We start from the raw sequence: 25,529 nt of genomic DNA, 5'->3' as shown, positions 1-25,529 counted from the left end.
AAGCGGCGGTATAAGAGGATTCGAGATGGCGGAGCATTCCGAGCGGACGGCGACCGGCTCGGCGCTCGATGATCGGGTGCGGGTGACGGTCGACGCCGACGGGATCGTGATCGACGTCCAGCTAGAGCTCACGGCGGGCGAGGTCGGCTATCCCGAGCTCGCGCGGGCGGTGACGGCCGCCGCGCAGGCCGCCAAGGCCGCGTTGCTCATATCCCCCATCTGTAGCCGAAGCCCCGGATGGTGACGATCAGTCCTGGGCGGTCGAGCTTGGCGCGCAAACCCGCCATGTGCACGTCGAGCACCCTGGAGACCGCGGCTGACGAATCACCCCAGATGCGATCCATCAACTGCTGACGGCTCACCGCGGTGCCCGGCCGCTCGACAAGGATCTGCACCAGCTGGAATTCCTTGGGGGTCAACGGTATTTCGGTGCCCGCCACCATCACCTGGTGTGCGACCAGGTCGACCCGGACATCCCGGGTGACCACGTCGAGCGGTGCCCGCGGCCGCCGACTGGCGCGGCGGGTCACCGTCTCCAGCCGCGCGACCAGCTCGGCGATGCGTGGCGGCTTCACCAGGTAATCGTCGGCGCCGCCGCGCAGCGCGGTCACGATGCTTCGTTCGCCGCCGCGCGCGGTGAGGATCACCACCGGCACCGAGCTGACCTCCCGTAATCGGCGCAGCACCTCGAGCCCGTCGATGTCGGGCAGGCCGAGATCGAGAATGATCGCGTCGTAGTCGTGATGCGCGGCCAGCACCTCGGCGCCGCGGCGCTGGTGGTCGACGTCGTAGCCGCGTGCGGTGAGCGCCGCGACGAGCGCTTCTCCCACACCCTCATCGTCTTCGACAACCACTAGCCGCACGCGCCGATCCTCGCAGTTCGCGAGGTTCGGCGCGCGCTCTTTCGCATTTACCGGCCGTGACCGGCGTTCGCGCAGCTCATGCCTATGCCACCGGCACTCGAGACTTGGCCTCGTTGTCGATCGGCGAGTCCTTGGAGGTCTCGCGCATGAAGTAGTAGATGGTGAGCGAGAGCAGGACGCAGGCCGCGACGTACCAGAAGTACACCGACTCGTGGCCCGCCTTCTTCAACGCAAGGGCGATGGTTTCCGCGGTGCCGCCGAAGATGGCGACGGTGAGGGCGTAGGGCAGGCCGACACCGAGCGCGCGGATCCTGGTCGGGAACAGTTCGGCCTTCACGATGGCGTTGATCGAGGTGTAGCCGGTGATGATCACCAGGGCGAACATCATCAGCGCGAACGCGCCGACCGGGTTCTTGGTGTGTGCGAGCACGGACATGATCGGCACGGTCAGCAGCGTGCCTGCGACGCCGAAGAAGAGGAGCAGCTTGCGTCGGCCGATGCGGTCGGACAGCATGCCCGCCAACGGCTGTAGCACCACGAAGACCAGCAGTGCGAGGAAGTTGATCCACGCCGCGGTCGACTTGGAGATGCCGGCAGTGTTGATCATGAACTTCTGCATGTAGGTCGTGTACGTGTAGAACGCGACCGTGCCGCCGAGGGTCAGACCGACCACGATCAGGCATTCCCGCGGATACCGCAGCAGCATCCTGAGCGACCCGCGCGCCGCCCGCTTCCGCGCGACATCGGCGGCGATCGCATCGATCGCCTCGGGACCGGTGAGCTTGTCGAGATCGGCCGCGACCTGATAGTGCTCCGATTCGTCCATGTGCCGCCGCAGCCACATGATCAGCACGGCGCCGCCTGCACCGATCACGAACGGGATGCGCCAGCCCCAGTTGTTCATCTGCGCATTGGTCAGGAATTGCTGCAGGATGATCTGCACACCGAGCGCGACGAGCTGGCCCGCCACCAGGGTGACGTACTGGAAACTCGAGTAGAAGCCACGCTTGCCCGGCGTCGCCACCTCGGACAAATACGTTGCGCTGGTTGCGTATTCGCCGCCGAGGGACAGGCCCTGGAGCAGCCGGGCCAGCACCAGCATGACCGGCGCTGCGATGCCGATGGTCTGGTAGCCGGGGGTCACCGCGATCATCAGGGAGCCCGCCGCCATCACGGTCACCGACAGGGTCAGCGCCGAGCGCCTGCCGTATCTGTCGGCATACATGCCTAATGCCCAGCCGCCGATCGGGCGCATCAGGAAGCCGACCGCGAATACCGCGGCCGATTGGAGTAATTGCGCGGTCGAGTCACCTTTGGGGAAGAACGATTGGGCGAAATACACGCTGAACGCCGCATAGACGTACCAGTCGTACCATTCGGCCAGATTGCCGAGCGATCCTCGCAGGACGTTGCCGATGACCCTGCGCTCGCCCGCGAACTGTGTTGTCATGTGAATCTCCTTCTGCCGCCACACAGATCGGCTGGCAACAAGGGTGTGCGCAGTCACAACGACAACCCAGAGTTCGGAGTATGTTCTAACTGTTCCTTAGGAAATTTGCGAACAGTATGCTGACCTGCGGAAATTGCTCATTTCGGATTCTTAACAGTCCCTTTAGCTTGTTGTGCTCGGTACGGGGTTCGGCGCGCGTTCCGACGTGTCACTATCGAAAAAAGACTGTGCAAAGGCAGTCTCGGCGGGCAACGGGAACGGCAACTGATGAGCGGCGAGAAATTCGAAGACGCCACCGGCGTAAGCGATCTCGCGGTCGATGATGCGCGCTCCCCGCTGGCGCGACTGGTCGCAGGCGTCGCCGCGCTCGGCAGGCCAGGCCTGCGCCGGGTGGACGCGGCGTTCGCGGTGACAACCTCGGTCGAGTCGGCGCACATCATCTGCACCGACGGAACGCGGGTGAGCCGAATCGAGGCGCCGCCCGCGCTGCTCGCCCTGGCCCGCGCGCATCGCGCAGAGGCGCTGACCGCGCCTGGCGGCCCGTGGTGGCGAGTGCTGGTGCGGATCAACGCATTCGGTGCGCCCGAGGTCGATTACGACTACGGCGACGAGCCGTTTCCCGGCGATCAGCTGTTCCGGCCCGAGGTCTATCAGGCCGACGTGGCCGCATATCCGCGCCCGCGGCTGCCGGTGTGGCTGGCGGCCTATATGACACACGGCGGCAGGCAATCTCGCGCCAAGCGCCGTGCCGACATCAGTGCGCGGGCCGACCGAACGCGCGGCTGGCGGCCAACGCCCGTCGATGCGGATGTTCCCGGCTTCCCGGAGATGTGGGCAAGGTGGGCAACGATTTCCGCGGCCTGCGAGGCGGTCGCCGCCGAGCCGGGGCCCCGGGTCGTTCCGGACACCTGCTGGTACGAGAGCGCGCGCAACGGCAGCAGCGGTTCCTCGCTGTATGTGCTGCCCGGCGGCCGTGCGGTGCTCTCCGGTGGCGTCTGGGAGGCGCCCGCGCTGAACGCGGCATACAACGGTGGCATCGATCTGCCGAATCTCTATGCGGGGGCACCTGATTGGGTGACCAACGCGGTGCTGAACCCACGCGCCGCGGTCGGCCTGCTCTCGTTCTGTTTCTGGTGGGAGGGCGGCCGATGGTATTGCGGGGAGTCGCCATCGATGCAGCAGTGCGGGGTAGCGCTGCCGCCGATCTGGACCGCGAGCACCGTGCTGGAGACCGTCGCGCGGCTGTTGTGGCCGCAGCCGAACTATCGGCAGCGGGCCGCGGTGGCCAGCCTGTTGGTGGCCGCCGAGCGAGCTGAGGTCACCCCGGAGTTGGTGCGGGACGCGGTCGGTGCGCATCGGGACGTGGCAGGCGCGCTGCGCCAGGTGGTTTCCGCTGGATTGATGGCACCGTCCGGGGCTACCGTTGAGCGAGGGGCCGCGCCGAACGTTCACCTACTGGACGGTTGGTATCTATGTAATGATCGAATTGCGTTGTAGCGGAAGGTTCGGAGGGCGACATGACGGGCAGGGTCGAGGCCAGCACGACAGGCATCAAGAGCACCGGAAGCCACGCACACCAGGTGATCTTCAAGCTGGAACAGATCCTTGCCGCGATGGAGCGGGCACACGCGGCGGGCTACGGAAAGTGGGGCTCCGATGATTTCGGGAAGAGCTTCGAGAGCGAGAACGGCTACGTCGCCTCCTACGAGAACCTCAAGGGCGTGATCCAGTCGCAGATCGCCCGGCTGCTCGAGTACTCGGAAGGCATGCTGACCAGCGCGGAGTATCTGCAGGACATGGAGTTGGCCAACGAGTTGGGCCTGAAGTTCGAGGAATAGCTGATTCCGCTGCCGAGGAGTCAGGGTGCCGGGGGTCGGGGTTAGGAGAGGTTGATGGCGTTCGAGATCGCGAGTGCGCAGTTCACCGAGATGATGGAATCGGTGCACAAGAGCATCAAATCGATGGCGCGGTCGCAACAAGAACAGGCGCGGCTCACCGCGACGGCCTATGCGGCGGGTAAGCGGGTCGCGGTGGTCGTCAACGCTCGTGGGGTGGTCATCGAGACCCGATTCACCGCGGATATCGCCGATCTGACGCCGAAGGAGCTGGCCGCGGCGGTGACGGCAGCGGCACAGGACGCGGCCGGTCAGGTCGAGCGCAAGACCCGCGAGATGATTCAGGAATTGCGCGACGAGCAGGCGCGCCTGCCCCGGCTCTCCGAGATCGTGCCGGGGCTGCCTGATGTCGAGGACATGATGCCCAAGATGCCCGAGGTGTCCACCGCACCGCCCAGCGCACGGTCGCGTGCCCGCGCCGAAGGCGAGAGCGTGGACGGGACAATGGAATTCACCGATGTGGTGCCGCTCGACGAGACCCGTCCTGACCGCCCTGGATCCGGCGTCGCCGAATCCGGTTGGTAGGACCGGAGTTATCGCTATGAGGGCCTGCTGATGCCCACCTGGATAACGTCGATATGGGATTGGATCCCCGGGTGGATCCTGACCACGCTCAATTTCGGCATGGCCTACCCGGACGGGGACGCCGGGGCCATGTACGACCTTGGCGATGATCTGGAAAACATCGGCAAAGACCTGCTCGATCTGGAAAACGATCTCAACATCCTGCTCAACCAGATCAAGAAGGCCTACCCCGAGGGCCAAGGCGTGGAGAACATCAGCGCTGAGCTCGACAAGTACTTCGGTGGCGACTTCACCATTCGCAAGAACGGTGAGGGTCTGCAGGATCTCGGCGGCTACGTCAGCGGTGGCGGCGCGTCGATCGAAGGCTCGCAGGCCCTTTCGGCGTACTTCGCCGCGGCGACCGCGCGGACGATCATCATGCTGCTGATCGAGGGCTGGCCGTACGGCGCGATCGGGGCGACCATCGCGGCGGGCGTCGGCCGGGTCGGCATGCGCATCCTCGGCAAGGAAGCGCTGCGCAAGTTCGAGCAGGAAGCCGCGCGGATCACCACCAAGAACCTGGTGGTGCCGTACGTCAAGAAGATCACCTTGCGGCGGGCGGCCAACCAGGCGAGCAGGAACCCGCTGAAGAAGCTGGACCAGTGGGCACTGCAGAAGGGCGGCAAGACCGGCCTGGCCAGGACCGCGCTGACCGGTGGCATCCGCGGCGGCGTGCACGGCACCACACTCGATCTCACCATCCAGGGTGTGCAGGTGGCGTCGGGTCACCGCGACAACATCGACTGGATGCAGACCGCCCGCACCGCCGTCGACTGGGCGGCGGGCGGCGCGCTCGGCGCCCCGATCGGCCGCCGGATCGGCGAAAGGTTCCAGCTCAAAGCGCAGGCGGGCAACCCGTCGCGATTGAACCCTCGGTTGCAGCGCGCGTATGCCGCCGCGATGGGTGGCGTCGCGGGTGTGCCTGCCATGTGGGCGTCCGGCATGGGCTGGCAGATGGCCGTCGAGGGCAAGAACTGGAGCCAGGTCGACAAGACCTTCCACTGGGAGATGATCGGCGCAGGCATCGGCATGGGCGGCCTCGGCGCCATGCGCGACCACGGCATGCCGCACATGGGCGAGGCGCCCGCGGCGGCGCCGCACGCTCCCGGTGACAGCGGCGGCGCCAAGCCGGGCGAGAGCAACCCGACCGGTCCAGGGCCGAAACCGAATTCGCCAACGCCGATGTCTGGTGCCGCGGCACCGTCCGGCGACGGCTCCAGCGCGCGCCCGGTCAACCTGACGTCGGCGACTTCGGTTGCGCCGCCGGTCGACAGCGGTGTGCGGACGCCGGAGCCGGTCATGGCGCAGACGAATGGTGCTGCACCACAAGCGAATACGGGAACACAGAGCGCAGCGACGGTCGGTGACGGCGCCAAAGCCGCTGCGCCGAGCCAGCCTGCCGCCGCGTCCGCGCCGCCCGTCGACGCGAAGGTGGCGCCGACGGTGAACCAACCGGCGCCTGTCACGACCCCGGGGGATGCGACGCGGGCGACGCCGTCCCCACAGCCGACGGCCAGCACCCCGGCGAACACGGCGGGCGAAGCCGCTGCCAAGGCCAACAGTCCCGCGCCACGCGCCGGAGTGCAGGGCACCCCGCAGGGTGGTGGCGCGGACAGCCAATCCCGGGCGGGTGCGGCGAACGCCCCCGAGGCCGGTGGCAAGGCAAATATCGCTGCGGCACAACATGATGCACCGGCACCCTCGGCTCGGTCCGAGGAAGTCGTCGTCGCCGAGCCGCGTTCGGAGGTGCAGGCGCCGGTCGAGGAGCGGCCAGGGGGCCGCGCCGATGCCGAACCGCCCGCGCATCGCAATGGCGCGGGACCGGTCGAAGAGCGCGTCCCGACGGAGGCGCGAAACAACGAAACAACGGTGGCCCCCAAGGAAAGCGGCACCAAGCAGGACCAGGTCCAGTCCGATTCGGTGACGCCGGAGCCGGGCAAGCGCAGCGGCGAAGCGCTCGTGGACAATGCCGTGTCACGCACACCCGAGAACGTTGCGCCCGGAGACACCTCCCGTCCCGCGTCGGAAACGCCTGTTGCGCAGAATGATCGAAACGCGCCCGCTGACGCGAAGGCATCGCCCACCAGGGAGCCCTCGTCGACCACCCAGAGTGGCGGCAACGAGCGGGCGGTGCCGCGCACCGGCGCCACGGAGGTCGGTCCCGGCGATCGTTCGAATACTGTTGCCGGACAGGAGAACAAGCCGCGCGCCGGGGTCTTCGAGAAGGTGCCGGAGCAACGGCTCGACCGCCCGCAGCACGACGGCACCGGCACTCGCCCGGAGGAGGCTCGGCCGTCGCGCGGCGCCGAACCGGAGTCGCCGCGCACCAACCGCGAGCAGGAAGCGCGCGGTACCGACGTCGAATCACGCAGAGCCGGTGGCGAATCCGAAGTCAAGCCGACGGATGTCGAGGCCAAGTCGAGCATTGCGGAGCCGGAGTCGCGCGCCACCGAGGTCGAACCGGGCCGTGGCGACGGCACCTCGCGCGATCATGTGCGCGAGGAAGATTTCGCTGATCTGGTGCCGGACAGTCCGGCCGCGTTGTTCGAGCTGATCGCCAACGGCGTCGAGGCACGTCCCGAGACGCCGATCAATACCTGTGTGCGCGACTCGATCAACGAGCTGCGCGCGAAACAGGGCGATGTCGCCGACCCGGTGACCGCCGACCCGCACAATCGGTTGGGCGACCCGTGGTCGGAGGTGCAACCACGGTTCCGCGGCGCGGTACCGGAGCGCTTTGTCGGCGAGGACGGCGGCGCCGGGCACGCCAAGATCCTCGACACGTTGCACGAAAACGGGCGGGGCGCCAGCGCGTGGGTCGTCGAGGAGCGCGTCACCCGCAATGAGCAGAACGTCGGTCAGCACGCCTTCACCGTCACCTATGTCGGCGAAAACGCCGCAGGCGCACGCGAATACGAGATCGGCGGTAGGACGGTCACGCTCGTCGGCACCGATGGCGCAGGCCGGGAGTTGCTGATAGTCAACGACGCGCCGGACAGTGGGCTGTACGCGCTGGCCGATCTGGCCGGCGGCTCGCGGGAGAACGCCGCAGGCACCGCGGCGATCATCTATCGAGATGGTCAGGTCGTCACCGGTGGGCGGGAACCGCTGGTCCTCGCGGGCAGTGAACACCTGGGCGCGACGCCGGAGAACCGCGGGCCGACGGAACCGCGCCGCGAGTCGAGGCAGCTGATGCGCGAGATGCAGGCGGCCGTCGGCGAGGAGATGCGCCACCGTGCGCAGGCCGAGAATCTGCGGACCGAGGCCGAAAATGCCCGTGCGGCAGGGCGGCCCGAGCAGGCGGAACGGCTCGCCGAGCGGGCGCGCACCGTCGACGAGCAGGCCGACGCGGCGCGCGGTCGCGCCGAGCAACTGCGCACCACGGTGCTCGAGCGGGAAACGGCGCACCTGAACGAGGTCGATCGGAATCTGCGTGCGCGCGACGACGCGCTGGTGGTTCGGCTCGGTGAGCAGCTCGGCGATCCGGCGCGGGTCGAGTCCTTCCGTGCCGATCTCGAGCAGATCAACGCGGTCGAGGGACTGCAGCGCGACGCCGCAGCGGCGAGTGTCCGCGAGCGCGAATCACTGCCGACCATGCGGGCGCTGGAACGGGAGATCATCGGGCTGCGCAGCACCGAGCGGCAGCTGCTGGATGGCGCGCAAGCCATCGAGGACCGGCTGGCAGGCATCCCGTTCGCCGGGGAAGAGCGGCGCGCGATGCTGGAGGCCGCGCACCGCGGGGTGCTCGAGGTGCGTGCTGAGCTCCAGCCGCGCGAAGCCAGGTACCAGGAGCTCGTCGACCGGCATACCGCGGCCGTCGAGGAGCGGGTGGCGGCGCAGGCACGCAGGGACGAGGCGCTGGCCACCAGGAAGCGGGTGGCGGACGAGTTCGCTGTCCGTGATCCCGAACAGCTGAGCCCGCGGTACCGGGAGGACCCGCCGTCGCGCGAGGGCGAACCGGCCGGCCGGGCCTCGGAACAGCCTGCCGCGCAACGCAAAGAGCTGTCGCCGGAGGCCGCGCGCGTCCGCGAACTTCGCGGGATCGCCGACGAGCTGCGCAAGGTCGCCGAGGAGGGCACGGAGGTCGCGGGCCGCCGCTCGATCCTGCGGAACCTGGACGAGCTCGGCGCGCTGCCACTATCGGAGCGCGTCGGCTTGGTGCCGCCGCGGCTGGCCGAGGACGGCACGATCCGGCCTGCGCAACTCATCGTGCTCGGCACCGACAACAATCCACGCAGCTACTACCGCGCCGTCGAGCACGTCTTCGGGCGGCAGACCGACCGGATGCTGGCCGCGGCGGAGTCGGGCCGGGCGCAGTTCGAGGTGCGCTTCGGGCGGGTGAACCCGGATGGCACGCCGCATACGGCAGTCGGTGTTGACCAGAATCAGGAGCGCAGCGGCAACTCCAAGCTCGACAAGTACCCCGCGCCGTTCGAGGACAAGCTGCCGCCGTACTGGATCAAGTACTCGTTCACCCAGACCATCGGGCAGTCGGGGCTGCTGTTCGATCACGTGCCTGCCGGGATGTACCCCGAGGTGCTGACGGCGAAGCACATGCCCTTCGCCCCAACGGATTTCGCTGGCTCAGGCAATCATCCCGGCATCTATCACGACAACATCGGCGTCTACCCGTTCCACTACTACATCATCACGCACCGCATCATCGGTCAGGCGGTGCGGCATCCGTGGATGATCGAGTTCATCCAGAACCGCCCGTGGATCGGCAAGGGCGTGCTCGCGGCCACCAAGTGGCTGCCGGTGCACACCAAGTTCGAGCCGGTGACGCCGCGGCTGAGCCCGGAGTTCCTCCGCGATCACCCGCACCTCACTTCGGCCCTGGTCAAGATCAGCGAGTGGATTCCGAACCTGAGCAAGCGCGAGTGGATTCACGCGATCGCGCCGCCGCTGCGCAACACCCGCACCTATCCATGGCACGAACCGGCGCAGCGATGGCCGGAACCGTTGCAGCGGGAACAGACGCCGGGTACGTCGCGCGAGCTGCCGGTCTCCTCGACCATCCCCGCCTTCCGTGATGTGCCGCCGCGCGCGGTGGAAAGCGTCGAGATCCCACCCGCGCTGGCCGAACGCTGGCGCAGCGAGGAGACCGGGTACGCGACCCGGCAGGAATGGGTGAACTCGGAATACGACCGGTACGAACAGGATCGGGTGCACAACAGCGACGCGCTGATCGAGAAGATCGCGGACAACGCGATCCGCGATCCACAGCGTTACTCCGGCGGCGACCCGAAGGACTGGGTCCAGGGCAAGGACAAGGGGTGGGTGCGCGACGCCGACGGCGGCCTGATCCCCAAGCACGAAGACGGCGCCACCTGGCTGCACGACTCGGACGGCGTGCTGCGCCCGCACGCGGAGATCGTCGCGAATCTGCAGCAGGTGCGCGACCATCTGATGCGCGACGGTCACGTGGAGCGGATCGCCGACGTCCCTGAGATGTGGAACCGGCTGATCGACGAAAATCCGCGGCGCCAGGACCGGATCGGCGTCGAGGCCGCGTTGGTCGAGAGCACTCTCATGGCCAGGAATCCGAGCCTCAGCTGGGAGCAGGCGCACGCGCAGGTCAAAGACCGCTACAACTGGGACGCGAACCGGCCGCACCAGACCGGCGAACGCGCCGAGCGCGGGCTGCTCGGTAAGCTCACCGGCCGCCGCGAGCTGACCCGTCCGGTGCTGTTCGAACCGGAACCGGTGGTGCAGCGGCCCGACCAGACCAGGCGTTTCGGGCAGGAGCTCGACCACGGCCTGCAGCACCTCGGGCGGACCCGCAGCCACGTGCGGGAGATCCTGCACGGCTGGCCGGAGGCGCGGATCGCCGAGGCCGAGCGCGAGGTCACCAAGCTGGTCAGGCACGCGACCCGCGACTATCGCGGCGATCACGATCTCAGCCTCGGCAAGGTCGAGGTGACCGGAAAGGTGACCGGCGAGCACGGCAATCAGCAGCTGCAGGTCGAGGTCAGCAGGCAAGGCGGGCACCGGCCGTCCGGGCTGCGGCGCTTCACCCTGGAGCAGTTCGAAAACAATTGCGTGCCAAGGTCGATGGGCGAGGTCGTCGACCGTCAGGGTGCGGTCGTCGATCCACCGGCCACCGATCCGAAGAATGCCAGGGGCGTCACGTGGGGCGAGGCGCAGCCACGGTTGAACGGCGCGCGCCTGGACGGGTATGTCACCGACGCGAACGGTACGGCGCACGGCAAGATTCTCGACGGGCTCGCGGCCCGCGGGCTGGACGAGAACGGTCGCGGTGCGACGGCCTGGGTGCTCGATCAGCGAACGACGGTGGACGGCAAGGGAATCGGCGCGCATTCCTATGCCATCACCTACGAGGGGCGCAACTCGTCGGGCGCCCACGTTTTCACGGTCGACGGCAAACGGGCCACCTACGTCGGGCACGACGCGCGTGGACGTGAGCTGCTCGTAGACGAGCGTGGCATGCGTCAGTCGCTGTCCCGGTTGACCGGTGGTTCGCGTCCGGAGACCGCGCAGACCTGGGCGGTGGTCTGGCACGACGGCGCGGAGGTGCACCTGCCGACCGGCGATCCGCATGCGCCGCAACCGGAGTCGTCGCTGCGGATCGGCCAGGACCCGGCCGGGGAGACCAGGCGTGACCCGATGCGTGAGGCGGAGCGCGCCTTCGAAAAGGGCGAAATACGCAGGGACAGTGACCCGCCGGGGTCGCGGCGGGCGACCGAGCGCGACTACGCGCGTGCGCTCGCCGACGAGCTCGGTCTCGGTGACACGCTGGCCAACCGCCGTGATCCGATGCACGAGTTGAGCGATGTCGGGCGCAAGGCGCTGGCCCGCGGTTTCCTCGAGCCCACAGCGCCGGGCGCCGAGCCGCGTCACATGCGCCTCGATGACCATCGCGCGCTCGGCGCCGGGGAATACCATCCCGTCGACCGGATGGGCGCGGTATCCCCGGAGGCGATCGGAAACGGCCCCAACGCAAGGGCATCCGCGGGAGGCAGGCTGGATCCGATGCCGCGGCCCGAGTCGATGACGGCTGCCAGGGACGAGCTGGTCCGCAGGCTGGATCTGCGGCCCGAGGATGTCGCGCCGGACCGGCTGGCCGAGACCATCGCCGACCAGCGCTATCGGACGCTGCTGCGGGCAGGCGCGGTCGAGGCGCTGGACAACGCGGTGCGCAGGCTGCCGAACGCCTCGGAGGTCGACCTGGCCAATCGCATTGCCGCGGAACGTGATACCTGGGCAGGCCTGCTGGGTGTCCCGGAGGCGGAACTGCGGCCGGGCCGGTATGCCGACACCCTCGCGCGGTTGCGCGCCGAGACTCTCGATCGGGCCGCCGCGATCACCCATCTCGCCGACACGGCCCAGGTCGCGCACCGCAACAGCGGCACACCGCGCCCGTCGGACGCGCCGGTGCGCGTCGACCTCGATGTGCAGGGCAAGAAGCTGCCGCTGCGGCTGGTGCCCGACGGCGAGGGCCGCTGGCGGGTGGAACCCGCCGACCGGGTCGCGCCGCCGCGCGTCGCCGAATCCGATCCGGTCAAGCCGACCTCGAAACTGCGCGACCTGTGGGACAAGGTGAAAGGCCGTGGCCACGAGGCGATTCCGCAGCATCCGCTCGGCTCGGGCCAGAACGCCGACCTGTACGGGCAGGTCGGTGGCGGCGTCGAGGCAGGCTTGCACCTGCCCACCGTCGACACCGGTTGGGACCCGGCGTTCTTCACCCTGCAGGTGCTGAAGTTCAAGCCGAGCAACATCGAGCGGTTCGCCCACATGGTGATGGGCACTGTCAGCGACAAGGTGCACAATCCGCCGCCCGCGCTGGATCGCACCGGACGTGAGTACGCGTACTGGCGCGATTTCGATCCGGAAGAGCGGCGCAAGTTCGACGCGGAGATGAAGCGGCTCGGCCTGGACACCCGGTTCGACCCGCCTGCGGAGAAGCGCCCGGTGGTCGGCTCGACGCAGGCGCCGGGGGAGCGGCTCGGCGCCGAGCGCGACGTGGCGGCGCCGGTCGAGGGCGCGCAGCCGCACCAGCCGGAGCCCGGCGTGCGCGCCGAGCTGGCGCGCGACGGCCAGCAGCTCTGGGACGCGGGACGGCAACGACAGCAAGAGGGCGAGGCGCTCTATCAGGCGGCCCGGGAAATCGGCGTCGAGCTGACCAACCTCAACCCCGAGACGGTGCAGCAGGCGCTGGCCGAGGCCCGCTACCGTGCGCTGCGGCATGTGGGCATGGTCGAGGCGATGCGGGAGTCGGCGCTGCGGTTCCACCAGGAGAACACGCACGTCTCCTACATCGAGGAGCGCAGCAACACCAACCCGAGCCCGATGGAGCGCTTCGCCAAAGAGATCGCCCAGCAACAGGGCAAGGACTACGAGCGGCTCGACACCGAGCGGCGCGTCAACAACAACTCGGCGGGCACGCGGCGCTGGTGGGACCTGAACTTCAACAGGGACCCCAACCTTGTCCGGATGTTCGAGAACGTGGTGCGCCGCGATCAGGTTCGACTGGAGATGTCGGACTGGGCGCAGATCTTCGGCCTCGGCCGGGCCGACATCCATCCGTCCAACCTGGACCGGACCGTGCTCGAACTGCACGCCGAGGAGCGCGCGTTTACCAACGCGATCAACGAATTCGAGGCGCAGTCGCGCCGATATCGCGGCGCCGCAGAGCATTTCGAGGGTCTGGCGAACGGGATGGCGCGCACCGCAGGTGCGGAATGGGTACGCGCGCAAGGCGGCGAGCCGCTGGATCGAAACAGTCCGAACACCGTCGCCAGGGTGGGTGGTCCGCCGGAGCGGCTGCTGATCGTCGACAACGGCGCGAAACACGATCGACTGCTGACCGAAGCACTCGCCGATCCGGCCAATGCCGGCCTGGCCGAACGGGTTACTCGCGGCGACGTCCAGGTCGAGTACCACAACGTATGGGCCGACCGCGAGGGCCGAGTGCACACCGTTGAGCTGGAAAAGCCGGACGTGCGGCACTTCTCGGGCTCGGTGCAGGGTCGTGCGCTCGAGGTCACCGCGGTCGGCAACGGCGACGGCACCTGGCGCGTGGTGCACGATCCGGCGGAGCCGGTGGCGCCGGCCGCGGTGGCGCCGCCGCGCAGCGCGGCACGATTGGCCGAGGTGGTCGATCGTTTGGGGCTCACTCCGGTCGACCTGGCGCCGGGCAGGCTGGAGCGGACGCTGTCCCAGCTGCGGGCCGAGAACGGCTTGCGCGCCTTGCGGATCGAGGCGATCGCCGACCAGATCAGCACCAGGCAGGACATCGTGCGGTTCCAGGAACTGCAGGACCTGCTGCACAAGCTGAAGGCCGACCCCGCCGCGCTGCGGACCGACCCGGCCAGGACGATCGACGAATTGCGCCCGAAGATCGAGGAATTGAAGGCGGCGGACCCGAAGTCGGCCGCCAAGATCGAGGGCCTGGTCAAGGACCTGCGTGAGCGGCCGGGGTTCGCCGACTGGGATCCGCGCAACACCGATGGCGATATGGCGGTGCATCGCCCGGACGCGCCAGGCCATGTCGAGGCGGTGATCGGCGACGGTGAGCGGTTCCGTGCCGACGTGCGCGACCGCACCACCGATCCGGCGGAAGTCGCAGTGCCCGACAGTGATTGGCTCCGGCTGGCCGGGGTCGAGCTGTCCGGCAAGACGCCGGAGGAGTTGGCCAAGCTCTACGGTGACGTGCAGGCGGGCAAGCTGCACGAGCTCGGTGTGCAGACGCGCGAGCAGCTGGCCGAGGTGCTCGGCGAGCTACGCGCCGAGGTCCGCGACGACGCCGTCGCGATCCGCGATCTCGTCGATCTGGTCACCTTCAACAACTGTGTGCCCGAGTCGCTGCATCGGGTGAACGACCTGCAGGGCAGCCAGGTGGTGACGGTGCCTGAGGTGCGTCCTGGCCACCTGTCCGGGCGGACCTGGGCCGAGACCCAGCCGCATCTCAACGGCGCGCGCGTCGAGGGATTCGTTTCCGACGCAGCGTCTTCCGGGCACGGCCGGTTGGCCGAGGGGCTGATCGAGCGCGGACTGAACGAGAACGGCCGCGGCGCGACGGCCTGGGTGCTCGACCGGCGGGCCACCGTCGACGCGCACGGCGTCGGCGGGCACTCCTACACCGTGCACTATCTCGGCCCGAACGCGGGCGGCGTGCATCGCTTCCTGGTCGAGGGCCGCGAGGTGCTCTATCGCGGCGTCGACGCCCAAGGACGGGAATCGTTCCTGACCCTCGACGGCAAGGTGCGCTCGCTCGCCGAACTGGCGGGCGGATCCAGGCAGGAGACGGTGCAGACCTGGGCGACGGTGTGGCACGAAGGCCAGAACGTGCACGTCGAGGGCGGGGATCCGCATGCGCCGCTGCCGGATGCGAACCTGCGGGTCGGCCAGAGTTCGGCCGCGGGACCGGTCGGCGATCCGCTGCGTGAGGTGGTCAAGCACTTCGAGGAGATCGCGTCGCATTCCGACAGCAGTCCGCCGATCCCGATGCGCGACACCGAGCGCGGTTATGTGCGCGACCTTTCCACCGCGCTCGGTCTCGGCGATGCGCTGCGGGTCAGCCGCGCGCCGCTGCACGAGCTGTCGGATGTCGCGCGAATGGCCTTGGCGCGTGGCTTCCTGGAGACACCCGCGACGGGCGAGCCGAACCGGATGCGCTTCCCGGCCGACTATCGGCCGCTGGCGACCGGCGAACGGTACCCCGGCGACCGGTTGACCGCGGCCGACGGCGAGCGCATCGGAACCAACCCTGGGGCAAGAGGTTCCGGCGCGGCACACCCCGAACCACGACCCGAGTCGATGGCCTCGGCTCGCGACGAACTCGCGCGCCGCCTCGGCGTCCGGCCCGCGGAAATGGCTCCGGACCGCCTCGCCGAAACCATCGCCGACCAGCGGCACCGGACGGTGCTGCGGGCGGGTGCGGTCGAGGCGCTGGAGACCGCGGTGCGTCGCCTGCCGCACGCCTCGGATCTCGAACTGACACAGCAGATCACCGAGATGCGCGATACCTGGGCCCGACTGCTCGACGTGCCGCAGGATCAACTGCATCCGAGTCGGATCGACGACACCATCGGGCGACTGCGCGCCGAAACCCTCGATCGGGCAAGGGCGATCGCGGAACTCGCTGATGTCGCGCAGGCCGCCGAGGCACAGCTTGCCGTAACGGCGAAGCCGGGCGATCATGGCGTGCGCGTCGATCTGCGGGTCGGCGACGAACTGGTTCCGGTCCGGCTGGTGCCGGACGGCCAAGGCGGCTGGCGCATCGAACCGGTCACGCGCGTGGACGCCCCACGGGTGCCTGAACCCGGCGAGCCAACCGTGACCAGGTCCAAGCTCGGCCAGATGTGGGACCGGCTGAAAGGCCGTGGCCACGAGCAGATTCCGCAGCATCCGCTCGGTTCGGGGCAGAACGCCGACCTCTACGGTCAGCTCGGCCACGGTGTCGAGGCCGGACTGCATCTGCCGTTGGTCGACACGGGCTGGGACCCGGCGTTCGTCACGTTGCAGGTGCTGAAGTTCAAGCCGAGCAACTTCGAGAAGTTCTTCGACATGATCATGGGCCGGGCGGGCAAGAACTCCTACAACCTGCCGCCCGTGCGGGATCCATCCGGTCAGGAGTACCTGTACTGGCGCGATATCGATCCGGCAGAGCTCAGCAAGTTCGACGCGGAGATGAAGCGGCTCGGTCTGGAGGGTCGCTTCGACCCGCCCGGCGAGCAGCGGGCTCCCGAGGTCGGCGCGCCGATGGGCGAGCGCGCGGGCACCGAGCGTGATGTCACACCTGGTACGGGTGCACAGACCCACGAGCCGGACGCCGTGGTGCGGGCTGACCTGGCCAGGGACGGGCAGCAGCTCTGGGACACCGGCGTGCGCCGCGAGCAGGCGGGTGACGCGCTGTACGACGCGGCCCGCACGGTCGGTGTGGAGCTGACCGATCTCAACCCCGAAACGGTGCAGCGGGCGCTGGCCGAGGCCCGCTACCGCGCGCTGCGCCACGTCGGCTCGGTCGAGGCGCTGCGCGAGGCGGCCATGCTGTACCACCAGGAAGACGCGCATCTCGGCTATCTCAACGAGCACAGCGGGACCAATCCGAACCCGATGGAGCGCTTCGCCAAGGAGGTCGCGCGTCAGGAGGGCCACGACTACGAGCGACTCGACACCGAGCGCAGGGTCAACAACAATTCCGCGGGGACCCGCCGCTGGTGGGATCTGAAGTTCAATCCGGATCCCAAGGTGGTCCAGGCCTTCGAGACCCAGTTGCGCCGCGATCAGATCCGGCAGCAATTCGCCGACTTGGCCGGGGTTTTCGGCATCGACCGGGCCGAGCTGCGCCCGGAGACCATGGAAAGGACGCTGGCGGGCCTGCACGCAGAGGAGCGCAACTTCTCCGCGGCGGTCGACGCGTTCGAGCAGCGGGCCAACGATTACCGTCCGATCGACGAGCAATTCCGCACGCTGGCCGATTCGATGGCGCGCAGGGCAGGCGCGCAGTGGATTCGGTCGGAGGGCGGCGTCCCCGTCGATCCGAACACGGCGGCCCAGGTCGGTCGAGTGGCCGGAACGCCGGAACGACTGCTGATCGTCGACAACGGGAACAAGCACGATCGGCTGCTCGCCGACGTGCTCGCCGATCCGGCCAATGCCCAGCTCGCCGCGGCGATCACGCGCGGCGACGTGCGGGTCGAGTACCACATGGTCGCGGCCGACCGGACCGGCCAGGTCCACGTGCGCACGCTGGAATTGCCTGAGGTGCGGCACTTCTCGGGCGACGTGCACGGCAGGCACCTGGACGCGACGATGGTTCGCGAGGGTGACGGCCCATGGCGGGTCGTGCACGATCCGGTGGAATCGCCGGCCGCGAGCGCGGGCATGGCCTCGACGCAGCGGGACCTCTCCCGGCTGTACGACGCGGTGACCAGGCTCGGCCTCGAACGGGCCGATCTGGCGCCACATCGGCTGGCGGAGACGCTGTCTCGGCTCCGTGCGGAGAACGGCATGCGGGCGCTGCAGCTCGAGGGATTGGCCGATCAGGTGCACACGCGCATGGAGATCGAGCGCTTCCACGACCTGCAAGACCTGATGCACAAGCTGAAGCTCGATCCGGATGCGTTGCGTACCAACCCCGATGCCACGCTGGACGGCCTGCGTCAGCAGATCGCCGCGCTGAAGGAGGCCAGCCCGAAGACCGCCGCCAAGATCGACGCGATGGTCGCGGCGCTGCGGGCCAAGCCCGAGCTGGCGACCTGGGATCCGCGCATCGTGCACGGCGATATGCCGGTGCATCGCGCCGACGCCCCCGAACACCTCGCGAAGGTGCTCGGCGATGTCGAACGGTTCCGCGCCGACCTGCTCAGCCGCGCCCCCTCGTTGCCGGAAGTGCCGGTGCCGATGCGTGATTGGCTGCGGCTGTCCGGGGTCGACCTGTCCACGATGACGCCGGAGCAGATCGCCAAGGTCTACACCGACTTCACCGCGGGCAAGCTGCCCGAGATGGGCCTGAGCAAGCCCGCCGAGCTGGCCGAGGCCGTCGCCGAGCTGCGCGCCGAGGTGCTGCGCACCGCCGAGGACATCGCCGAGATCGACGCCTATCTGATACCGAACAACTGTGTGCCCGAGTCGCTCGGCCGCGTGGTCGACCAGCAGGGCAACGTGGTCTCGGTGCCGCAGGTCCGGCTGGACAATCTGGCGGGCCTGACCTGGGCGGAGACTCAGCCGCACCTGGGTGGCGCGCGAGTCGAGGGATTCGTTTCCGACTCGACCGCGTCCGGTCACGCGCGACTGGCTGAGGGGCTGATCCAGGTCGGCGTCGATCCACACGGTCGCGGCCCGACCGCCTGGGTGCTCGATCGCCGCACCACCGTGGACGGCGACGGTATCGGCGCGCACAGCTACTCCCTGCAGTACCTGGGCAAGAATGCCGAGGGCGCGCATCGGTTCCTCGTCGACACCAGAGAGGTGACCTACCTCGGTCGCGATCCGCAGGGCCGGGAGTTGTTCCGCGCCAACGACGGTCGCGAGCTGTCGCTGGCCGAACTGTCCGGCGGCACGCGGGACGAGACCGCCCAGACCTGGGCCGTCGTCTGGAAGGACGGCCACGTCGTCGAGGGCGTCGGCGACCGCAACATCCGCCCGCCGGACGACCAGCTGCGCATCGGCTCGTCGGACGACGCTCCGCGCCAACAACATTCGGATCCGGCCAACCCGCCCCGGGCACCCGATCCGGACCGCATCCGGCCGAGCAAGGTCGAGTACGAGGTGGCCGACCCGGCGAACGACGGTCTGTACCACCCCGCCGATGCCAGGGGCCTCGAGTACAGCAGCCCGCGCCTCGGCACGGACGGACTGTTCCGCGACGCCGACGGCAACCTCTACAGCACTCGCCGGGCGGGTGACATCTTCCTGATGGGCGCGAACGGTGAATTCCGCACGACACAGTCCGACGGGGTCAGTCACGACGTGCTGTTCAGCACGTACGGCAGTCGAAACGAGGGTCCGGCAGGCTTCGGTGTCTGGATCATCGAGAACGGCCGCCTGATCGAGTTGACGCCGATCGCGGGCACCTTCCCGACGACCGAGATGCGGTTCACCGCACAGGTATTGACGGAGTTGGCCAGCCGCGGTGTCGATGTAGACGCGGTCCGGTTGATGGGGCAGGAGCAGGGGACGCTGTGGCGTTCCGAGGTGGCGAAGCCGAGCGTAGCGGAGTTCATCGACCGCTCGGCGGCGAACGCGAGCGAACTGCTTTCCGGGTACGGCAAGGACTCCTGGGTGCAGGTCGAGGGTACCGAGGCGACGCCGGATCGGGTGGCGGTGTCGTTGGCGGTCAACCCCGTCCGAGGTGAGCCGGGCCGGGTGACGCTGGTCTTGGAACGCGAAAATGGCGGCACCACAGCGCATTACACGGACATCCAGCTCGGCGGCGATCCGCAACGGGTCGTCACCGCGCTGCGTGAATTGCACGAGCGCGCGGTGGCGCCCTGGCTTGCCGAATCGGGCACCGCGCACACCGGCACCCACGGCGCGCGGACCGAGCTGACGGTGGGTCGCCCGGACGCCGACGGCAGGCCGATCGCGTCGGAGGGGCGGCGCCGCGATGCCGGTGTGGCGCGTCGCTGGGTGGCGGAACAACTGGCGGAGCGTGGTTTCCGGGACGAGGACCGGATCGACGACGCTCGGGTGACCGTCTCGGAGTCGACGGCCAACGCGCTGGACAACAGCACCGGGGAGGTGCGGGTCCGGCTGACCACGATCGGTCGCCCCGGCGAGCAGGTGGCGCTGATCGAGGTGCTCGACCGCAACCCGGAGCACCCGAGGGCAACGGTGACCGAGCCGGTCCCTGCCCTGGACGATGTGCTCGAGCTGTCGCCTGCCCAGCTCGACGCGCTGCTGGAGACCATGGGGGAGCGCGGTCGCGGCAGGCAGATGGTGCGCGATATGACCGACTCCGCCGGCATCGCCGACCTGGCGGAGGGAAAGTCGAGCTGGCTGGTCGTCCGCGACTCCGACGGCAGCATCACGGCGCCATCACCCACGGAACGGCTTGCCGAACAAGGTATTTCGGCGCCCGGTCTGGAACGGATCCCGCGCGAAGTGGCCGAGGAGTTCGCCACCGCGGTGGGCGAGATCGCTGCCGGTCGCGAGGGATTCGGCCCGCGCGAGGCGCGCATCGCGGAACTTCCGTTCGACGAGATCGTCCGGGTCGAGTGGGACGCGGCGGCGGGCCGGATCGACTCGATCGTGCTGAACCAGGAGTACGCCGCCTACCCGGAGTTGTTGCGCGGCAACGTCGAGGCGCGCATCGCTGCGGGCGAACTGCCCGAGCATTTCGCCGAGCGGCCGATGCACAGCCTGCTCGAGCAGCGGGTCGACGAGGTGCTCGCGGAGATGCGCACGCAGGCCGATCTCGGTGTGCCCGCGAGCGACAACGCGCAGAACCGGCCGGGTGATCCGGATCATGTCCGGCCGAGCAACCCGCGGTATGAGGTTGCGCCGCTTGATCATCCGGCAGAGCGGCTGATCCCGGTCGAGGAGATCCAGTACCGGGAGCTCACGATCAACGAGGAAGGGCTGTTCGTCGATTCGGACGGCAGGCCCTACTCCAGTCCGATCGTCGAGATGCGCAAGTTCGACGGAACGCCCTTCGTCGACCACGCCATCGAGGTGTTCCTGCTCGGCGCGAAACCCGGCGACTTCCGGGTGGCCACCTCGGTGGACATCGAACACGCGAACCTCTACCGCACCTACGAGAATCCGAACGACGGTCCTGCCGCGTTCGGCATCGCGGTGTTCAAGGACGGCGTTCCGGAGTACCTCGGCCTCGGCAGCGGCGGGTTCAACGACGCGACCTACCACCCGATGTATCCGGCGCAGCTTCGCTACGAATTGCTCAGGCAGGGCTTCGATCCCGACAGCGTCCTGTTCCGGAACCAAGCCGATGGCCTGCTGTGGCAGAAAGACCGCACGCTGCCCTCCGTCGACGACTTCATCGAGTCGCGCGGCGCCGGTGCCGAGGAACTGTTCCCCGGCTCGGGCAACCACTTCTGGGTGACCATGGAGGGGGTGGTGAACTTCCCGAACCGGGTCGAGATCGACCTGGCGATCAACCCGGTCCGTGGGGAATCCGCAGAACCGGGCGAGGCCGGTTACGCCATCGCGGTGTTCCAACGGGTCGATGGCATCACCACCATGCATTATCGGGACGTGGCGCTCGGCAGTGAGCCGATACGAGTGCTCACCGCACTGCAGGATATTCACACGCAACTGACGCCGTGGTTGACCCGTTCCGGCACCTTCCTGGAAGGCAGCGCGGGCAGGCCGATGGAGCTGACCGTCGGCCGCCCCGGCCCCGATGGTCAGCCGCTGTCCGCCGAGCAACGCCGCGCCGATGTCCCGGCGGCCCGCCACTGGGTGGCTGAGCAACTGCGCGAAAACGGCTGGCGCAATGAGGATCAGATCTATGACGTGAGCCTGAATGCCTCGGAGTTCGTGGCCAACGGGCTCGACAACAGCAGCGGACCGGTCCGCGCCAGATTGACCATGGTCGGCAGGCCAGGTGACCAGGTGCTGCTCGTCGAGGTGCGCGACACCAATCCCGAGCATCCACCTGCGCGCGTCGTCGAGGCACTGCCCGACTGGGCCGAGATGTTGTCGCCGGAGGAGCGGGCAGCGATGGTGGCCGAGCTCCCCGAGCGCGGCCGCGGCGGCCAAATCGTCGGGGACACTTCGGAATCCACCGGGATCACTGATCTGAACACCGGCAAGTCTCGCTGGTTCGTCGTTCGCGAACAGGGGCCTGAACCCGGTGTCCGGGCGGAGACCCCGCCGGAAGCGCCGTCGGCCGGGACGCAGCACGAGGCACGGGAATTCACCGGCACGCCTACGGAACGCCCTGCCGAGCACGAGATTTCGACGACCGGTTTCGAGCATCCCGATATCGCGCCGGAAGTTGTCCACGAGTACACCCGCACGGTCGAGGACATGGTGCCGGTCCTCGGTGAGCTGGGTCCGCGGGAGGTGCGGATCGCCGAACTGCCCGAGGGCGAGGTCGTTCGGGTGCAATGGGATCCGACCGACCGCCGGATCGCCGAGATCACCCTCGACCGGGCCTTCGCCGAGTCGCCCGAGCGCGTGCGTGCGTACGTCGAGGAGCGCGTCGCGAGCGGCGAATTCCCGGCGGGATATGCCGATCGCCCGCTGCACAGCCTGGTCGCGCATCGGGTCGGCGAGGCGCTCGACGCGGCGGGCCTGCGCACCACGAGACTGTTCGCAGACGACAGGTTGCTGCAGCGCTACATCGAACGGTACGTGGAGACCGACGATGCCGGTGCGCCGCGCCCGAACGAGTCCGACCCCTTCGCCGAGGTCGACTTCATGGACGCCTATGACGTATGGCTCACGGACACCGGACGATTCGGTTCGTTCGAGAGCGTGCAGACCGGCGAGGTGACCGGCTTGGCCCACGCGTTCGTCGATGTGGTGACCAACGGCGAGCGGGCCGCCGAGCCCGCGCGATGGCTCAACGAGCTGCTGCTCGATCATGCGCGCGATCCGTGGGCGCCGCTGGCCAAGCCGGAGATCGCGGTGGCGGTGTACGAGACGTTCGGCATCCCCGCCGAAGGATTCTCGTTGGCGGGCGTGCATACGGAGGTGCTTCGCGAGTACGCGAGGGCCATTCAGGATGTGCTGGCCGAGCACCCCGATCTCGCTCCGCGCGCCTTCCGGATCGACGACCTTCCGTTGGGCACCCTGGGCCGGACCGAGGGGTTCGCAGTACGCGACGAGAGCGGCGGCTACCAGACGACGGGGATCGTGTTCAACAGGGAAGCGGCGACGCATCCCGAGATCCTGCGGGCGACCGTCGACCAATTCGTCCGGGACAAGGTCGTTTTCCCGTGGTTCGCCGAACGCCCGGTGTACTACACGATCGTCCACGAACTGCGCGGGCACGGCCTCGATTTCGCGGGCGCCCAGCAGGCGCGCACGGTCGCGCCCCAGAAGCTGCTCGCTCACTTCATGGAGCGTTACGCCCCACCGGGCGCGGACGTGCCGACCACTCGACAGGCCTTCGAGGACTGGTTGCGCAGCACCCAGACCGGCTACAGCTTCGATCGCGAAGGAAAGTTCGCCATCGGCGAGGCGCTTGCCGAAGCGACCGTCGACGTGCAACGCAACAAGGCGAACGCGACCGAGGCGTCGAAGATCATGTACGACGTGCTCGTCGAGCAGGCGCAGCTGGCTCGTGAATCCGCCGGTGCGGCAGCGGATTCGACGCAAGGATCGCGCCCGCTGGAAGGCAACATGGGTCGGCCGCCGGAGCCGAGCGCGATCGACCTGACGGTCGCCACCGGCGCGCCTGCCGATATCGCGGTGGCGACCGGACACGTTCGGGACGTGTTGCAGGCGGCCGGGGTCGACCGGGCGGTGCCCGCGGTGTCGGAGATCGTCGGGAACGCACTGCGTGCCGAGGCCGGTGGCCGGGTGATCGCCGAGCAGACCAGCAGCGGGCGGGTGCGAGTCACGGTGCTCGGCGGCGACGGCCTGCGCACCGCAATCGAGGTGAGCGGGGCAGGCCGGGCCCGCGGGATACACCTGGAACTGCCGGTGCGGCACGGAGATCCGCAGGCGGCCGTGCGCGCGGCGGAGCAGGTGCGCGCATTGATGCACGGCTGGGCGGATCAGGCGCGGGTTCAGGTCGACGATGCCGTACTGCTGGCTTCGGAGCTCGTCACCAATGTGCGCGAGCACACCGGCGGCGACGGATCGCTGGTCGCCGAGGTGACCGGGCCGATCGGGTCGCGACTGATCAGCGTCGAAGTGACCGACCGCAGCCATCAACTGCCGGTCGAGGGCGATGGCAAGCGTGGCATGGCCTTGCTGCGTGAACGTGCCCATCGTTCCGGCTGGTATCACGTCGAGGACGGCGAGGCGCGTCCCGCGTCGTCCGCCGAGGTGACCGAAGCCAAATCGGTCTACTTCGAAATGGACGAGAACTCCGGCAGGCCCGCCGAGGACGGTGCGCTGTCGCGTGCCCCTGAGCAGGACCGGCCGGCCGAGGTGGTGGCCACGCAGCCGGAGCCGGCCGCTGACTCCCAGCCGCATATCACCGAGTCCGGCGACCGCGTCGGCGGCCATCCCGCCCCCGACGAGGTACGCCAGCCGGGCAAGCCCCCGATGGATACGTCGTGGGAGAGCCCGAATTTCGCCTTCGAAGGTGACCTGACTACCGCGGCGCGCGAATACATCGCACAGGAGGGTGGGCAGGCACTCAACTCGCGGATCGGGCTGGTCGATGGCGAGCGCCCACGGGTGATCATCGTCGAGTGGGAGGGCATCACCCACGATGCGGTTTTCACCGAGGCGTTGGATCGGAATCCCGATCTCCGTGCCGCGCTGGCGACGCCGGGCACTCGGATCGAATACGTGGCGGCCCGTGTCGACGCCCAGGACCAGGTGCGGCTGACCGCGATCGACGGGCCTGATCTCTGGCACGCGACGGTGGAATCCGGCCCGTGGCGCGGCGCCGAGGTCACCTACTGGTCCGATCTCGACGGATTCTGGCGCGCGGTACCACGGGATCTCCCGCCCGAGCTGATCCCGCCCGCGCGCACCGGACACGATGTGCCCGCGAATCACGTGATGCGCGACGAGTACCGCGGTGAGGCCGATCCGAGCAAGTCGTTCACGCAGCGAGTGCTCTACATGAGCGAGGCCGAGCGTGAAGTGCATCGGCTGGTCATCGGTCCCGACGGCAGGCTGTATCGGGCGCGGGACGGCAAGCTGTTCGATTCCTTCGAGTTCGAGGGCGTCGGCCATTCGAACCGGGTGATGTTCGTGATGGACGACAGCGGCAATCTCTACGCGGAGACCGAGTTCTCGGGTCGGCGCCTGCACCATTCGTCGTTCGTCGCAGGCGACCGGGTGGCGGCCGCCGGTTCGCTGGAAGTGCGGTCGGGCAGGCTGGTCGCGTTGGACGACGGCAGCGGCCATTACTGGCCGAGTGCTGAGTCCAATGACCGTGCGCTGCAACGACTCTTCGAGGACGGGCTGGTCCCTGCCGAGGACTTCCAGCGCTACGACCACCACCGGATCGCCAGGGAGCGGGCAGAATTCGAACCTGTCCCGCGCGTGGACGGCGATGCGCCGCCGCGCGACGAGTCCGCCGGTCAAGAGCAGACACGCACCGGCACCGAACCACGCGAGCAGACCGACGGAGCCGACAACCGGAAGGGACGTCCCGGCGACGAGCCGGCGCCGGACAGTCCGGCGAGCTCGCGCGAA

General features: G+C 68.8%; 7 protein-coding genes (1 of these 7 cut by a window edge). 5 read left to right on the top strand and 2 right to left on the bottom strand.

The features are described from left to right. Positions 1–25 precede the first annotated feature (25 nt). The gene (locus ACGFNJ_RS23065) at positions 26–244 is read left to right on the top strand and encodes a hypothetical protein (RefSeq protein ID WP_393451624.1); all 219 of its coding nucleotides are present in this window, start codon (positions 26–28) and stop codon (positions 242–244) included. Here ACGFNJ_RS23065 and ACGFNJ_RS23060 read toward each other — a convergent pair. Continuing rightward, positions 207–863, bottom strand: coding sequence for a response regulator transcription factor (locus tag ACGFNJ_RS23060; protein ID WP_393451621.1), 657 nt, complete (start codon positions 861–863; stop codon positions 207–209). The genes ACGFNJ_RS23065 and ACGFNJ_RS23060 overlap by 38 nt on opposite strands. An 82-nt stretch (positions 864–945) precedes the next feature. Then, positions 946–2,313 (bottom strand): MFS transporter, encoded by a 1,368-nt coding sequence (locus ACGFNJ_RS23055; protein WP_393451618.1) that lies wholly within the window; start codon positions 2,311–2,313, stop codon positions 946–948. Between the two features lie 267 nt (positions 2,314–2,580). On the opposite strand from ACGFNJ_RS23055, the gene ACGFNJ_RS23050 reads away from it, so the two are divergent. The 4 genes in view from ACGFNJ_RS23050 to ACGFNJ_RS23035 are tightly spaced (at most 54 nt apart) and all read left to right on the top strand, a layout consistent with a single transcriptional unit that may run on beyond the window. Next, complete coding sequence (locus ACGFNJ_RS23050; RefSeq protein WP_393451615.1) at positions 2,581–3,810, top strand: hypothetical protein; 1,230 nt, start codon at positions 2,581–2,583, stop codon at positions 3,808–3,810. A gap of 20 nt (positions 3,811–3,830) precedes the next feature. Further along, positions 3,831–4,151: a hypothetical protein gene (locus ACGFNJ_RS23045; RefSeq protein WP_393451612.1), complete on the top strand. Its 321-nt coding sequence runs from the start codon at positions 3,831–3,833 to the stop codon at positions 4,149–4,151. A gap of 54 nt (positions 4,152–4,205) precedes the next feature. Continuing rightward, positions 4,206–4,733: a YbaB/EbfC family nucleoid-associated protein gene (locus ACGFNJ_RS23040; RefSeq protein ID WP_393451608.1), complete on the top strand. Its 528-nt coding sequence runs from the start codon at positions 4,206–4,208 to the stop codon at positions 4,731–4,733. Between the two features lie 30 nt (positions 4,734–4,763). Beyond that, positions 4,764–25,529, top strand: partial view of a hypothetical protein gene (locus tag ACGFNJ_RS23035; RefSeq protein ID WP_393451605.1) — the 5' portion only. 13,503 nt of this gene lie beyond the right edge of the window; 20,766 of the gene's 34,269 nt are visible here — the first part of the coding sequence; it begins with the start codon at positions 4,764–4,766; its stop codon lies beyond the right edge, outside the window.

Source organism: Nocardia sp. NPDC049149 (assembly GCF_043197455.1).
GTDB lineage: Bacteria > Actinomycetota > Actinomycetes > Mycobacteriales > Mycobacteriaceae > Nocardia.
The sequence above is the reverse complement of the archived record's forward strand: the minus strand, read 5'-3'. Positions and strand labels throughout refer to the sequence as shown.